The organism is Vulcanisaeta sp. (assembly GCF_049966235.1).
GTDB classification, from domain to species: Archaea; Thermoproteota; Thermoprotei; order Thermoproteales; family Thermocladiaceae; genus Vulcanisaeta; species Vulcanisaeta moutnovskia.
On the sequence record NZ_JBMFVA010000013.1, the window covers coordinates 1 to 14,544 of the forward strand.

The window sequence follows — 14,544 nt, forward strand, 5'->3', positions numbered from 1 at the left end:
GTAGTGTTGGCTGCAATTGATAATTTAATGAAGGGGGCAAGTGGCCAAGCTGTACAGGCTATGAACGTGGCGCTGGGCTTCGATGAGACAACGGCTCTCGAACAAGCACCACTATACCCGGTCTAACTAGGAAATTATCATGGAAATAAAACAAGAGAGATAGAGATATTGATAATTTTAAAAATAGTGAAAGTTACCCAGCCTTATTATTACCGAACTAATCTAGAAAATAAGTAGCTCAATACTATCAGTACACCGCCAACCACGGTATTAATAACTATGGCATTTAACCAAGGCATAACCTCTGTGGACGCGCCAGCCATCGTTGTTGTTATTATGGCAGCCCAGGCTGCTAACCACGTACCACCGTTGTAGGCGAGACCAGCGCCCGTTGACCTAACACTTGGTGGTAATAAGTCCCTAATGTAGACCTGCATAACGCCAACAGGTAGTACTGCTATGAAGTCCCAAAGCAGTACCAACCAACCATTACCTGCCATGAGCACACCGTACATCGTCGGGTATATTAGGGCTAGAATTATTAATGCAGTAACGAGCAACGCATTCCTAGAGCTCCTTAACCAATCAACAAGTACACCACCAAAGACACTACCCACCGCATCGCTTGCTGAGAGCACAGTCAGTATTAGGCCTGCCAATGCAGCTGGGTAGTTAAGTACGGTTTGTAGTACGAAGGGTGATAGTTCAAGCATTACGTAGTACTCATAGAGGAAGCCCATGGTAGCTAGTAGGATCATTATTACGGGTAGCCAGTACCTCGTGAATAAAACCCTGTAGGGAGCACTAACCTTCTCTGCCTTCTTCCATTCAAAGGATTCTGTTAGGAACCTCCTCCTAAATAGCCAACCAATTATTGTAGTGACAATACCGCTCCAAAACACGATCCTCCAACCAATAGTACTCAAGGCGCTCTGCGGCAGGTAAGTGGCGACTAAGGTGTAGGTGAAGGTGACGCCGAATATACCGAGGTCAAAGCCTGCCTGCATAATACCACTGGCCAAACCCCTCCTCTTAGCAACGCTTTCAACAGCCATAACACCGCTCGATGAGTACTCACCACCAAGGAAGAAACCAACAACAAACCTTAGAATCACTAGTAGTATTATCGCTAATATACCGGCCTGAGCATAGGTCGGTAGGAAGCCCATTAGAAAACTTGAAAGGCCTGCGCCAAGCATCGTTATATAAAGAACGCCACGTCTACCCAACTTATCAGCCAGGTTACCAAAGAAGACACCACCAAGGGGCCTAACAGCCAGTGATACGCTGAAGGTGGCCAACGTAGCCAGTATTGAGCCTAAATGACCTAGTTGACCGAAGAATAGAGGAGCTATTATTGGTGCAACGAAGGCATAGGCAACAAAGTCATAGGCATCCATTCCCCAACCTAGCATTGAACCAACGACATTGCGCCAGTTGTTCCTTACCTGTGTTCCAGGGACATAATCGCCGAAATTACGTACTTTATAGGTTATTTAAATTTTACCTAATTATTATTGATAATAAATAGACACCACTAAACATCAATGATTGATCTACCCATGATTAGTGCTTTGAGCTCGTCAATTGATGATATACTGACCGTGTGAACACTATCCCTCAATAACGCATCTGGATCCTTAAGTGCATGTCCTGTGGCTATTAAAACAACATTATCACTAGGATCGATCACACCCTCCCTTAAAGCCTTCATATAACCAGCCAACGATGCCGCACTAGCCGGTTCAACACCAACCCCCTCCCTACCAAGCACTCTCTGTGTCATTAATATCTCATCGTCAGAAGCATCGATAAAGAAGCCATTACTGTACTTAACAGCCCTATAGGCCCTATACCAATTAATTGGCTTACCAATCCTTATGGCGGACGCCACAGTACTTGGCTTATCAACCCTAGCCTCACCTAAGCCTCTCCAATACTTGACCAATGGTGCGGCCCCTGAGGCTTGCACACCAATCATTTTTGGCATTTTGTCTATTATATTGAGCTCCATCAATTCCCTAAACCCCTTCCAAATAGCATAAATATTCCCGCCATTACCCACAGGGACAAACACGTAGTCAGGCACACCGACCTCCTCAACAATTTCATAAGCAATCGTCTTCTGACCCTCCAACCTCCACTGATTTATAGAATTAAGCGGATAATAACTGGCATTACCCGCACTACCACTTTCCAGAACAGTGCTTAGGACATACTCTAACGCATTATCAAATGTTCCAGGCACCTCCACAATCCTTGCGCCATGTAGTAATGCTTGGCCGAGTTTGCCCTTAGCAACACCACCCTTTGGCAGGACAACCATGCACTCAATACCGGCCCTTGCGGAGTAAGCCGCGGCTGAGGCTGCGGTATTACCAGTGGATGCAACTATGATACCCCTAACACCCAATGATGAGGCTAATGAAACACCGACAGTCATACCCCTATCCTTAAAGGACCCAGTTGGGTTGGCGCCCTCAAACTTAACATAGGCATTGGGATAAGCCCTAAGCCTAATTAGTGGCGTTGACCCCTCACTCATGGTGATTACGCCGTTGAGCTCAGGGAGTAAATCCCTATACCTCCAAACACCCCTACCACGTAACTCACCCCACTTAATCCTAATTTTCTCAGCAATAATCGATGCATCAAGTAATTCACCACATCTCGGACATCTCATTATGTATGGGCTAGGCTCAACTTCATAACCGCACCTTGGGCATTTAAGGATGTATTTACTCAACGGTTTTAATCGCATGTCTGGGTTTCCAATTCTATCCCCCGATCTTTATACAATTTAGACTATTTAAATATTACCATTATTTTTAAAGAATATGGAAAGTATCGAAAGATAGAGATGGTAGTATTATTTTAAATTTATATAATCATATTAAGGCTATTTATTGCTTAGTTTCCTTGGTAGTTTTTAATAAAGCCATATTATACCTAACGCCTGAGTAGTAGCCCCAATAGAAGAATATTATTGATAGCACAACAACTACAACTGTATCCCATGGCGAAGGTATTACGTTTAGGTTTGTGCTTCCGAAGTATGCCACTGCCATTAAGGCTAGTAGGTATATTAGGAGCCATAAGCCTCCATATATTTCTTCCTTCTTAATACCACCTACGTACTTGTTATAGAAGTAGAGTAGAAATAGACCCACCAGGGCTGATATTACGGAAATCTCGACAGCTTGCCAACCACTCCAATATATTAATAATGTACTAACTATGAATGCTATGGGAGCTAATATGCTTGCCATCGGCATTCTGAATGGTCTATGTTCATTTGGGTATACTTTTCTAAAGACAAGTAGGCTGACCGCTGCTGGTGCGTAGGATATTAATACGGCATCGGTGAATAATAGGAATACTGAAGCGAATGATGGGAATAATGCAAGGTATATTAGACCAACTATGAAGACTAATATATTTGAGTAAAACGGCATACCTTGCCTATTCAATTTAGTAAATAATTGTGGTAACATTCTATCATACTTAGCTAAAGCATAACCAATCCTTGCAGCACTACCATAATAAATCAACGCATCTGTATATGCTGCTACGAGAGCTGCTATGATGATAATTGCTATGAAGGCGTTGGCTGCTGGCATCTTGGTGACTTGTATAGCTGTAACATACGGGTATGCTAGGTTTGTTATAGAGGACCATGAACTAGCACTTGTTACAATACCTCTATCTACTACGCCTAGGAATGCTAAGCTCTCAATCATATAATAAATCATTGTTATAATTAAAGCTAACATTATGGCTAGGGGTATATCTTTGCTGGGATTCTTAACCTCCTCAGCGTAATTCACAGGCTGCCTAAAGCCTAGATATGCAAACACGGTAGCTGTTGTTGCGGCAAAGAAGCCAGGTGCACCAAAGGGCGCAAAACCACCTATTTTAGGATTGTTAAGATTTATTGGGTTGAAATAGGCTAATAATGCTATTAATGGTATTAGGAAGGAGAGTGCTTTGAACAATGTTAATGCATTATTTATGTTACCTAGAATTCCTATGTGATACATATGTATTATGAAGACTATGACGCCTAGTATTATGGCCACAATAACACCTAAGTATGTTAGAACTCCGTTAGCATATAATGATGGGAAGTAGAAACTTAAGTATTCAACCACAGCCGTTAGGCTTGCTGGCATTATTAGGGAATATCCTATGAAGGCTGGCCATCCGTTTAACACGCCAGCAAGCGCTCCATTGCTACGATATGGGTAATAAGCCACGGCACCGGCTTTAGGCCACATTGTTCCAAGTTCTACGAAGACTAATGCCGTTATAAAGAGCATTATAAAGGCTGAAAGCCACGATAGAAGTCCCGAAGGCCCACTATAGGCTAATACGTAGGCGGGTACGTATGCCACAGCTGGTCCTAATATTGCACCAATAGCCAAGAATGTTAACGACCAAACTCCTAGTTCTTTTCTAAGGTTAGATTCTCTGCCTGTATTTTCTACCCCCATTGATCTATTTATAAAATGTTACTATTTTTAAAAATTATCTCAGAGAAACTAATAAAACTTAAATAGTGAAATGAAACATAGAGGATGATGGTCTCTATCAAAGGGATATATGACCTATCGGTATCTATTAGGACCTATATGCCTGTTTGGCCGACTAACCCACTGCCTGATATTAAGCCTGTGGGTATATTATCTAGGGATGGTTATAATGCTGAGTTTATGCAGACAGCTACACATACTGGAACGCATGTTGATTCGCCGTACCACATGCTTGAATCAAATATAACGGTTGATCAGCTTGATTTAGGAAAGCTTGTTGGTTATGGTTATGTAGTTAGGCCGAAGTTTAGTGGAACTGAGATAACCGCCTCGGATTTGGCTAAGGTGTGGAGATCCGAGTATGATGGTAGTATAATATTGATCGAGACTGGTTGGTGGAAGAAGAGAGCATTCACCAAGGAATTCCTCTACGACTTTCCAGGTCTATCCTTTGACGCTGGTAAGTTTGTGGTTGAGCATAAGGTTAAAACCATCGGTATAGATACGCTGGGTATTGAACCGTATAACCATACAGATTTTGCAGTTCATAAGCTATTGCTCTCAAATGGCATATACATAATCGAGGATTTAAGCAATCTAGATCAACTGGTTGAAGGTAAGAAATACCTCATCGTAGCACTACCCATAAAACTACAGGGCGCCAGCGGAGCCATGGCAAGGGTCATAGCAATTGAAGAGGGGTGAGGGTCATGATACAAGTGTTCAATAAATATACATGGGAGCCAATAGCTACTCTTGAGGAAGCACCTGTGAATAAGGTTGATGATATTTTGAGTACTGCGGTTAAGGGATTTCGTATCATGAAAAACATGCCTACGTATAAAAGGGCTGAAATACTGGAGGAGGTCTCGAGTAAATTAAGGGCTAAGCAGGAGGATTATGCTAGAACAATAGCTCAAGAGGCCGGTAAGCCTCTGAAGTATGCTAGGCGAGAGGCATATAGAGCGTCAGTAACGATGAAATTCTCGGCTGAGGAGGCTAAGAGGATATATGGTGAGGTCATACCATTTGACGCAGAACCCAGGGGCGTTAATAAATTCGCTTACTACATTAGAGAACCAATAGGTGTTGTCTTAGCAATAACGCCATTTAATGACCCCTTAAATTTAGTAGCCCATAAACTCGGTCCGGCCATAGCTGCAGGAAACTCGGTAATATTAAAACCAGCAACGTTAACGCCATTATCCGCAATTAAACTTAGTGAGGAGCTCATAAATGCTGGTTTACCATCAGAGGCTCTTCAAGTGGTTATAACGTCAGGAGGAGGCCCTGTGATTAATAGAATTCTTGATAGTGATACCATTAAGATGGTAACCTTCACCGGTGGTACTGAGGCTGCTGATCAAATAGTTAGGTCCCATGGTATTAAGAAGTACGCTATGGAGTTAGGCAATAATTCCCCTGTAATAGTTTGGGAGGATGCCGATATTGATAAGGCAGTACCACTAATAGTTGATGCCGGTTTTGAGTCTCAAGGACAGAATTGTATACATGCACAACGTATACTAATACATGAGAAGATTTATGATGAGGTTAAGGAAAAACTTGTAAAATTAACCCAAAATCTGAAGGTTGGTGATCCGCTTGATGAATCAACCGATGTAGGTCCAATGATAACAGAGGCCGAGGCTAAGAGGGTTGAGGAGTGGGTTGAGGAGGCAATTAGGGATGGTGCGAATCTATTGATCGGACATAAGAGGGTTCGAAATATATACTATCCAACGATATTAGAGAATGTTAGCCTAAAGTCTAGAATAGCCATTAAGGAGGTCTTTGGCCCAGTAATGCTTCTATTTAAAGTAAGGGATATTGACGAGACAATTAACCTAGCTAACTCAACGCCCTACGGTTTACAAGCCGGGATATTTACAAATAATATAAAGGTGGCGAAGCGTTTCATAGATGAATTGCAGTTCGGTGGGGTTTTGATAAATGATACATCTGATTTCAGGGTTGATTTTATGCCGTTTGGCGGCTATAAATATAGTGGTTTAGGTAGAGAGGGCATTAGGTTTGCTATAGAGGAAATGACAGAGATTAAACTAGTAATTTACAACTTTAACCCATGAGGTGATGTTGATGAATAAGCCCATAAGGGTTCTTATAGTAGGGTTTGGTGTTGTTGGTCAGGGCTTCTTTGAATTATTCCATAGGGTTAAGGATGAGCTTGGCTTAAGCAATGTTTCAATATCAGAAATAGTAGATTTAAAGTATGGACACATTAAGGATCCAAGGCCTAATATTATTGAGGACATTAGGGCTGGTAAGGCTATTGGCGAGAAAATAATGTCTGATGATATTCCTAGGATTATTGAGGAGAGCAACGCTGATATAATGGGTGAATTCACCTGGGTAAGTGTTAAGACTAGGGGTGAGCCAGCCTTTACATATTTATCAACGGCTATTAGGAGTGGTAAGCATGTAATTACCACCAATAAGGGTCCGATAGCCTTTCACTACGATGAATTAATGGAATTAAGTAGGAGGTATAATAGGTTGGTTAGGTTTAAGGGCACTGTCATGGCAGGCACACCATCCTTCAACATACTTAAACTATTACCTGGCGCCCACGTCGAGTACTTCATGGGCATCTTGAATGGAACCACGAACTTCATACTAAGTAAGATGTATGAGGAGGGCTTATCATTCAACGAAGCCCTCAAGCTCGCCCAGCAATTGGGTTATGCTGAGGCCGACCCATCCCTGGACATCGACGGTATTGACGCTGCGCTTAAGGTTGTCATTCTTTCTAGGGTTATTGGTTGGAGGCATGCGTTTGAGAATGTGGAGGTTGAAGGTATTAGGGACATTGACATTAGAAAGTATGGCGATAAGGTGGTTAAGCTAATAGCCTATGCTGACAGGGATAAGGCCTATGTAAAGCCCACACCACTTGATAAGAGTGACGTCCTTGCTCACGTATCGCGTAATCTCAACGCATTGAGACTTAAGTTGGATACTTTGGGTGAATTGCTCATTATTGGGCCTGGGGCTGGTAGGTTTGAGACTGCACAAGCTGTACTTACGGATTTAGTGGACATAATTAATTCCGCAAGATCAGGTTAATTCCTGATATAATTCCTTGAAAATTTTATATTATTATAGTATCTTTAGTACCTTCATCGTTTCAAGGGTGAGTATTGTAATGCCTGCAGCACCGCGGACCAGATTATCCCCTAAGGCAATCATTCTAAGTACATTGTTTCTGACAAGAACCCTACCAACACTGACAGCCATAGGGTCTAAATCCCTCATTGGCTGCGGTGCATCCACCCTATCGAGAACCTTTATGGGCTCCCGAGGCGCCGTCGGCAACTCCTGCTCCTGCTGGAATGACCTAAAGCCTCTCAGCCTCTCAATTATTTGTTTCTGGTCGATACTATCATTAAGTACTGCGTGTATCACTGCCATGTGGCCGTACTTAACGGGAACCCTCGTCGTCGTAACATACACGTTCTTACTCCAGGGCACGTAGTGATCTACGTATTGGCTCCCAAGCATCTTATTAATCTCGGCATCTATCTTCTCCTCCTCACCCTTTATGAACGGTATTACATTACCATCAATGGCGAGGTACGAGATGCCCAGGTAACCTGCACCGGAGACTGACTGAAGGGTGACTATGTGGAGCTCCCTAATCAATTCATTAATGGGCTTTAGTGGCATTGATATTATGGCCGCCGTACAATTGGGGTTCTTCACAAGCCAATTACCCTTAACCTCCCTAAGCACCGTTAGGTGGTTCCAATTAACCTCAGGGTTTATCAAAGGCACCCTAGGATTTATCCTCTCCGGCGATGCGTTAGAAATCACGTTAAGGCCCGACGCAAGCAATCTACTCTCAACAGCGTTGGCGACATCGTTGGGTAGCGCCGACAGGACAACATCCACATCCCTGTGGTCCGATGGATCCGTAGACACCAGCACAAGGTCTCTGGCGTATTCGGGGACATCGCCCGGCAGGAACCAATGAACAACCTCCCCATATTTACGACCAACCTTACCTGGGGATGCCGATAGCTTGACAACCTCTATGAATGGGTGATTAGCCAATAACTTAACCATCCATTGCCCAACAAGGCCCGTAGAACCGAGTATGGAAACTCTTACCCTATCCATTTTCTCACCCACCTATGCACATCCCTGGTGAGATCTATTGCGCTGTCACCATCATTTACAAGCATAGATATTACATGTACGTCATCATTGACAATGCCATCTATACCATACGGAGATACAACCTCACTTAAATCCTTTATAACCTCATTATTCAGTGATATGCCACAACCAACAATAGAAACCCTATACAGGCCTTGGTTAATTTTACCAACGCTCACGACCTTAGGTACCCTAATACAGTTATTCGTAATGTACGTGCCAGAGTCAAGTTGGGGACTTGTTATTAACGCGAGGACCCTACTCTTCATAAGTGGTTCGAAGGTCTTTGGATGGAACTTCTTTGCACCAACCTTGGATGCCGCATGGGCCTCCTCATAACTAATTTCCTTAATGAGTATTGGATCCTCGACTATCTTAGGATCACCGCTTAGCACACCACCGCTGTCCGTATAGAACGTCAACCTTGAGGCATTTAGGTAACTGGCGATTAATGACGCTGTATAGTCACTACCGCCCCTACCCAGTGATGTGTATCTACCATCCATAGATACACCGAGGAAACCAGGGGTAACTATAATGTCATACTTACCGAGAAGTCTCATGTACTTCTCACGAACATTTTTAAGGCTTAATTCATCAATTACTGAGGCATTACCCCATTCCTGATTCGTCACTATGCCAGGCTCGTAGACAGCCTTAGCATTAATGCCCATTATCCCACTTAATACCTCGCTCACTAATAGTGTTGATAGTAATTCACCATGAATAATCACGTGATCTCTAATCCACGGTTCACCCACACTAACGAACCTACGTAAATCCTCACCAATGAACCCCAGGAACTTAGCGAGCCTATCAAGCCCCAGGTCAATAGCCTCATCAATATATACTTGGACAGCCTTATCTATTAATTGTGGATTACGCTCATCAAGCGCCCTAATTAGCATGTCTGTAACGCCCTTCATGGCGGAAACCACAAGAATAAGCTTATTACCGTGAAAATCCCTCTCAATGACTCTACTTATTGTGTTAAGGACAGATTTTCTAGTCAGTAATGAACCACCCACCTTAGAGACAGGGGCATCCCGTTCTAGTACTTGGTTTCCATTTCCATCTCACCACCTATATAGGCACGTACATAACACCTATTTAAAATTTACCTTAATCAAATGGATATATATTTACGTTCATGTTATAAATAACAATAATAATATATTAAATCCATAAATCCCTAATTTAACTATTTATTATTAATGTTCTTACCAATTTCATTATTATTAATAATGAGGATATAATTAAGGCCATCCAATAAAGCCTTTACGCTTGCGGCAATTATGCTTGTGGAGACACCCATTGTTTTCCACACCCTCCTCCCATCAGTGAACTCCATTAGAACACGAACAACACTCTCCGTACTCTTAACCTCACCTGGAAGTACGACGCGGTAATCAGTCAACCTAACACTATTCAGTTCTGGGTATATCCTCGAGGCAACATTCCTTATGGCCAGGTCGACCGCATGGACAGGACCAACGCCTTCAGCCACGCTGAGTTCGCCGTTAACCTTAACCACGGCAACATTAAGATTGTGCTCGCCAAAGACCTTCCAATAATCAACACTCAGGAAGTCCTTAGCAAGACCTAGTTCTCTTAGTACTACGAGTATGGCAGATGCTGGTGCGAGGTCGAAGCTATAACCCTCATTCTCCATAGCCTTTATTTTCTCCAGGGCCCTCCTAAGTCTTGGGTCGTCCTTACCGACACTAATTCCCAAATCCTTAAGGTAAATAAGGAGGTTTGACGTACCTGACAGCTCTGAAACTACGAACCTCCTGGTATTACCCACGAGCTCCGGATCTATGTGTTCATAGGCCTTGGTTATTTTTGAAACCCCATCAACATGAAGCCCAGCCTTATGAGAGAATGCATAGTCACCGACATAGGGCTGGTATGGATTTGGTTGAAGACCTGCTGCCTCATAGACAAAGTGCGATATCTCCTTCAACCTCCTAAGACTCTCCACACCCTTCAAAGCCCTAAACCCCATCTTAAGTATGAGATTAGGAAGTACCTGAATTAGGTCGGCATTTCCAGTCCTCTCTCCAATACCATTTATAGTACCCTGCACATGCCTAGCCCCTGCCAAGACGCCCATTAACGTATTAGCCACAGCACAACCCGAGTCATTATGCATATGAACCCCAATCCTCACCTTGATTCTCTCGACCACCTTAGACGTTATTTCATAAACATCCATGGGAAGCATAGCCCCGTTAGTATCCGCAAGAACAATAACATCAGCACCCGCCTCCTCAGCCGTCTTAACAACCCTAAGCGCATAGTCAGGGTCCTCCCTAAATCCCTGATAGAAGTGCTCTGCATCGAATACAACCTTTAGTCCGTGATTCTTGAGGTATTCAACGCTATCATAAACCATGTCCATGTTATCCTCAGGGCTAACCCTAAGGACCTCCCTAACGTGAAGTATCCAGGTCTTACCGACAACAACTGCAACACTAACATCGGTATTTAGTATGGCTAGTAAGTTAGTATCATCCTTGGCACTGACCCCCTTCCTCTTAGTCATCCCAAAGGCAGCAATCTTGGCATGATTTAGGGAGTAATTTTTAATGGCTTTGAAGAACTCGGCATCCTTAGGGTTTGAGCCAGGCCAACCACCCTCTATGTAATCCACACCTAACTCATCAAGAAGCATCGCGATTCTGATCTTGTCATTTAGTGTGAAGGATATTCCGGTTCCTTGACTTCCATCACGGAGTGTTGTATCGAGAACCTCTATTGATTTCTAGACCACCCATACCATTATGACATAATTATATTGCTTATTTAAGCATTACCCAGCTATATTTATCATAAATATATTGACCTGGGAACAATCATAGTCACTATATGAATTGAATAACTAGTAAATAGGGTAATAATTATAAATTTATGGAGGTTCTAAAACTCAGCATGTCCTCATTAGTCATAGAGGGCCCGGTGATTAAGGTTGGTGATAATATAGACACTGACGTAATAATACCAGCCAGGTACTTGGTATATACGGATCCAGCCACATTGGCTAAGCACGCCATGGAGCCTCTTGACCCACACTTCTACGAGAATGCCAGTAGGGGTGTGGTTTTAGTGGCTGGGAGGGCCTTTGGTATGGGTTCAAGCCGTGAGCAAGCAGCAATCGCGTTAAAGGCGGCTGGCGTTAGGGCCGTGCTTGCAGAGTCCTTTGCCAGGATATTCTATAGAAATGCCATAAATAATGGATTACCAGTCCTAGTGGTTCCTAATGTAAGTAAGGAGGTTAACGAGGGCGATTTCGTGAAGGTAAACGTTAGTACTGGTGAGGTCGTTGTGAATAATGGCCAAAAGGTTCTGAGGGCCAAGCCAATAACTGGGATGGCACTTGAAATACTAATTAGTGGCGGTTTACTTGAGTATGTTAAGTCGCGCTTCAACTTATAGGTAAAACTTTCAATGAGGTCTCTGCACAACTGGAGTTACTAAAAATCTTAATTAGGCAAATAAGCAAGTGTTTAACTATGAGTGTGAATAACATCATTTGTGCTAAGGACTTATGGCATAAATTACTGGCATGGATAAGCGAGAGGCACATCAGTATCATCAATATTGACCTTGAAGAGAAGGGTGATGCCTTGGAGTACAATGCCAGGACTTATGAGAGTCGTGAATTGACATACAATGGTAAAGATAATTTGAAGTTAGATGGCGAGGCACGCATAGATATATATGCCCCGATTAATTGTTTAGAAGAACTGAGTCATTACATCATAGACTTCATACGCAATAATGGCAATAAGTACAGGTTGATCAGATTCTCAGCACCGCAGAGCATAATTGAGAAGTACGTACCGCCTCCAAATGCATGTAAGTGCTCGCTTAGGAATGCGTTGAAGTATACCAGGGACATTATTAGTCAATCTGAAGCTGATGTGATTAATCTTTACCTAAGTACGGCTATGTTGGAAAGCGGTGGATTTGGTGATAATGAGGCCTTGTTAACCAACGGTAATATTGAGGTAGAAAGTATAACGCTCCTAGGTGGTACTGAGTCCTTTGGTAAGGCTAATTACGTAATGAACTTGAGCAACGCAAAATGGGCAATACATATTGAAGGTGAATTAGAGGTTGATTATGGTAATGAGCAGGTAATTGAACTAAATATACATGTTAATGCACCCAAGTCCCTATGGAAGCTCATAATTAATAATGTCAAGAAGTCGTTAGGTGGTAGGAAATTACATGTTATTGATGAGGATAAGGAGTTGGAGGAATCTATTGAGTATAAGGGCGAGGAGGATTATGAAGCAGGTGAGGATAGGTTCGTAATAGGTCCCAACTAGATCCTTTCCTTCTCACATTATGAAAGGTACTTCCTTGGATCAGTGAGTTTACCCTCGAGCGCCGTCGCTGCAGCCACGGCGGCATTCGCCAGGTAAACCTTACCCTCCTTTGAACCCATCCTACCAATAAAATTCCTATTGCTTGTTGAGACTGCCACTTCGCCTGGACCAACAAGCCCAAAGTGCCCGCCAATGCATGGTCCGCAGGTTCCGTAGGTAACAACACAGCCGGCCTTCACGAGTATATCTATGTAACCAAGTTCAAGAGCCCTCTCAAACACGTCCCTGGAGGCTGGTATGGCTATGCACCTAGCCTTAGCCTTACCTCTCTTTAATATCTTTGCCGCGGCTTCAATATCGCTTAGCCTGCCGTTGGTGCATGAGCCTATGAACACGTAATCAACATCTAAGCCCTCAACCTCGCTTATCGACTTAACATTATCAACACTGTGGGGTGCAGCCACAAGGGGTTCAAGCCTACTTAATTCTATATCGTACTCATCCATGTACTTGGCCCCTAGGTCAGGCGTTACTGGCTTTACATCGAGATTCCTAGTATTACGTATGTAATTTATGGTTTCCTGATCAGGAATAAACATAGCTGCATCGGCGCCCATTTCCGTCCCCATGTTTGATACCGTGGCCCTATAATCCATTGGGAATGCGCTCGGGTCATCAACGTAGAACTCAACGGACTTGCCACTAAGGCCCTCTGCCTTAAACTCACGGAGTATGTGTAGTGCCACATCCTTTCCATAAACTCCAGGGTTTAGCCTACCCATTAGCCTTATCTTGAAGGGCTCAGGAATCATGAGCCAAGTCTTTCCAGTGATTACTATAGCGGCTATATCGCTTGCGCCAAGACCCTGCGCGAAAGCGCCCACGGCACCGGCGGTCGTTGTGTGGCTATCTGCGGCCATCACCACCTGCCCAGGCAATGCATACCTCTCAAGAAGTAATTGGTGGAGTATTCCATCACCAACATCATGAAAGTACTTAACGCCAAGTGATTTTGCGAACTTTCTAAGCCCAACTTGAATCTCAGCAGCTCTCTCGGTTGGCGGTGGCGCCAGGTGGTCGAAGGCCAGAACAAACTTATCAAGGTCCCAAATCCTGACCTTGCCCATCTTCTCCATAACCTCGACCACGTGGTATCCCGTTAAATCGTGGAATGCCACTAGGTCGACATTGACCTCAACAACATCGCCAGGGCTTACCCGCCTACCTGAAGCTCTGGTTAATATTTTCTCGGTGAGTGTTTGGGGCATTGTGTTAGGTTAAATATAGTATTTATATTAATTACCCGGTATATAATTAATCTATAAAGGTTCTTTAACGCCTGAGCTTACGGACAATCTCCATAGGTATTGTAGAAAGTCATCAATATCCTTCTCAAGCTCCTTAATCTCCTCATCGGTTATGTGAGACCACCTGAACTGAGCCTTTACGAATTCCTTAAGGCGCTTTCTTAATGACTTATTTATGTACATATCGCT

At 43.4% G+C, this 14,544-nt stretch carries 13 protein-coding genes; 5 read left to right on the forward strand and 8 right to left on the reverse strand.

Features of this window, described 5'->3' with window-relative positions:
* Positions 1-209: 209 nt before the first annotated feature.
* The 3 genes from ACP5L5_RS07900 to ACP5L5_RS07910 form a co-directional block, all read right to left on the reverse strand.
* Positions 210-1,415 (reverse strand): MFS transporter, encoded by a 1,206-nt coding sequence (locus ACP5L5_RS07900; RefSeq protein WP_428762870.1) that lies wholly within the window; start codon positions 1,413-1,415, stop codon positions 210-212.
* A 122-nt stretch (positions 1,416-1,537) separates the two neighbouring features.
* Positions 1,538-2,761, reverse strand: a complete 1,224-nt coding sequence (gene thrC / locus ACP5L5_RS07905; protein ID WP_428762871.1) for a threonine synthase — start codon at positions 2,759-2,761, stop codon at positions 1,538-1,540.
* A gap of 142 nt (positions 2,762-2,903) precedes the next feature.
* A complete protein-coding gene (locus tag ACP5L5_RS07910) occupies positions 2,904-4,493 on the reverse strand; it encodes an APC family permease (RefSeq protein WP_428762873.1) in 1,590 nt (529 codons plus the stop codon).
* 87 nt (positions 4,494-4,580) lie between these two features.
* Here ACP5L5_RS07910 and ACP5L5_RS07915 point away from each other — a divergent pair, with 87 nt between their 5' ends.
* The 3 genes from ACP5L5_RS07915 to ACP5L5_RS07925 are packed head-to-tail and all read left to right on the forward strand — an operon-like array spanning position 4,581 to position 7,619.
* Positions 4,581-5,237: a cyclase family protein gene (locus tag ACP5L5_RS07915; protein WP_273302431.1), complete on the forward strand. Its 657-nt coding sequence runs from the start codon at positions 4,581-4,583 to the stop codon at positions 5,235-5,237.
* A gap of 5 nt (positions 5,238-5,242) precedes the next feature.
* Positions 5,243-6,622, forward strand: coding sequence for an aldehyde dehydrogenase family protein (locus tag ACP5L5_RS07920; RefSeq protein WP_428762875.1), 1,380 nt, complete (start codon positions 5,243-5,245; stop codon positions 6,620-6,622).
* 10 nt (positions 6,623-6,632) lie between these two features.
* The gene (locus ACP5L5_RS07925) at positions 6,633-7,619 is read left to right on the forward strand and encodes a homoserine dehydrogenase (protein ID WP_428762877.1); all 987 of its coding nucleotides are present in this window, start codon (positions 6,633-6,635) and stop codon (positions 7,617-7,619) included.
* A gap of 33 nt (positions 7,620-7,652) precedes the next feature.
* On the opposite strand, the gene asd is transcribed toward ACP5L5_RS07925, so the two are convergent.
* From asd to cimA, 3 genes are all read right to left on the reverse strand, one after another.
* Positions 7,653-8,672, reverse strand: a complete 1,020-nt coding sequence (gene asd / locus ACP5L5_RS07930; RefSeq protein WP_428762879.1) for an aspartate-semialdehyde dehydrogenase — start codon at positions 8,670-8,672, stop codon at positions 7,653-7,655.
* Entirely contained in the window at positions 8,660-9,739 is a 1,080-nt protein-coding gene (locus tag ACP5L5_RS07935) for an aspartate kinase (RefSeq protein WP_428762880.1), read from the reverse strand. The genes asd and ACP5L5_RS07935 overlap by 13 nt, the downstream gene beginning before the upstream one ends.
* A gap of 173 nt (positions 9,740-9,912) precedes the next feature.
* On the reverse strand, positions 9,913-11,472 hold the full coding sequence (gene cimA / locus ACP5L5_RS07940; protein WP_428762946.1) for a citramalate synthase: 1,560 nt from the start codon (positions 11,470-11,472) through the stop codon (positions 9,913-9,915).
* A 173-nt stretch (positions 11,473-11,645) separates the two neighbouring features.
* Between cimA and ACP5L5_RS07945 the strand changes: the two genes are divergently transcribed.
* Both ACP5L5_RS07945 and ACP5L5_RS07950 read left to right on the forward strand, forming a co-directional pair.
* Positions 11,646-12,149 (forward strand): 3-isopropylmalate dehydratase small subunit, encoded by a 504-nt coding sequence (locus ACP5L5_RS07945; RefSeq protein ID WP_428762882.1) that lies wholly within the window; start codon positions 11,646-11,648, stop codon positions 12,147-12,149.
* 77 nt (positions 12,150-12,226) lie between these two features.
* Positions 12,227-13,048 carry a hypothetical protein gene (locus ACP5L5_RS07950; protein WP_428762883.1) on the forward strand — a complete coding sequence of 274 codons (822 nt, stop codon included), beginning with the start codon at positions 12,227-12,229 and terminating at the stop codon, positions 13,046-13,048.
* Between the two features lie 17 nt (positions 13,049-13,065).
* Here ACP5L5_RS07950 and ACP5L5_RS07955 read toward each other — a convergent pair whose 3' ends face one another.
* Both ACP5L5_RS07955 and ACP5L5_RS07960 read right to left on the reverse strand, forming a co-directional pair.
* Positions 13,066-14,316, reverse strand: coding sequence for a 3-isopropylmalate dehydratase large subunit (locus ACP5L5_RS07955; protein ID WP_428762885.1), 1,251 nt, complete (start codon positions 14,314-14,316; stop codon positions 13,066-13,068).
* A 51-nt stretch (positions 14,317-14,367) separates the two neighbouring features.
* Positions 14,368-14,538, reverse strand: a complete 171-nt coding sequence (locus ACP5L5_RS07960; protein WP_428762887.1) for a hypothetical protein — start codon at positions 14,536-14,538, stop codon at positions 14,368-14,370.
* Positions 14,539-14,544 lie beyond the last annotated feature (6 nt).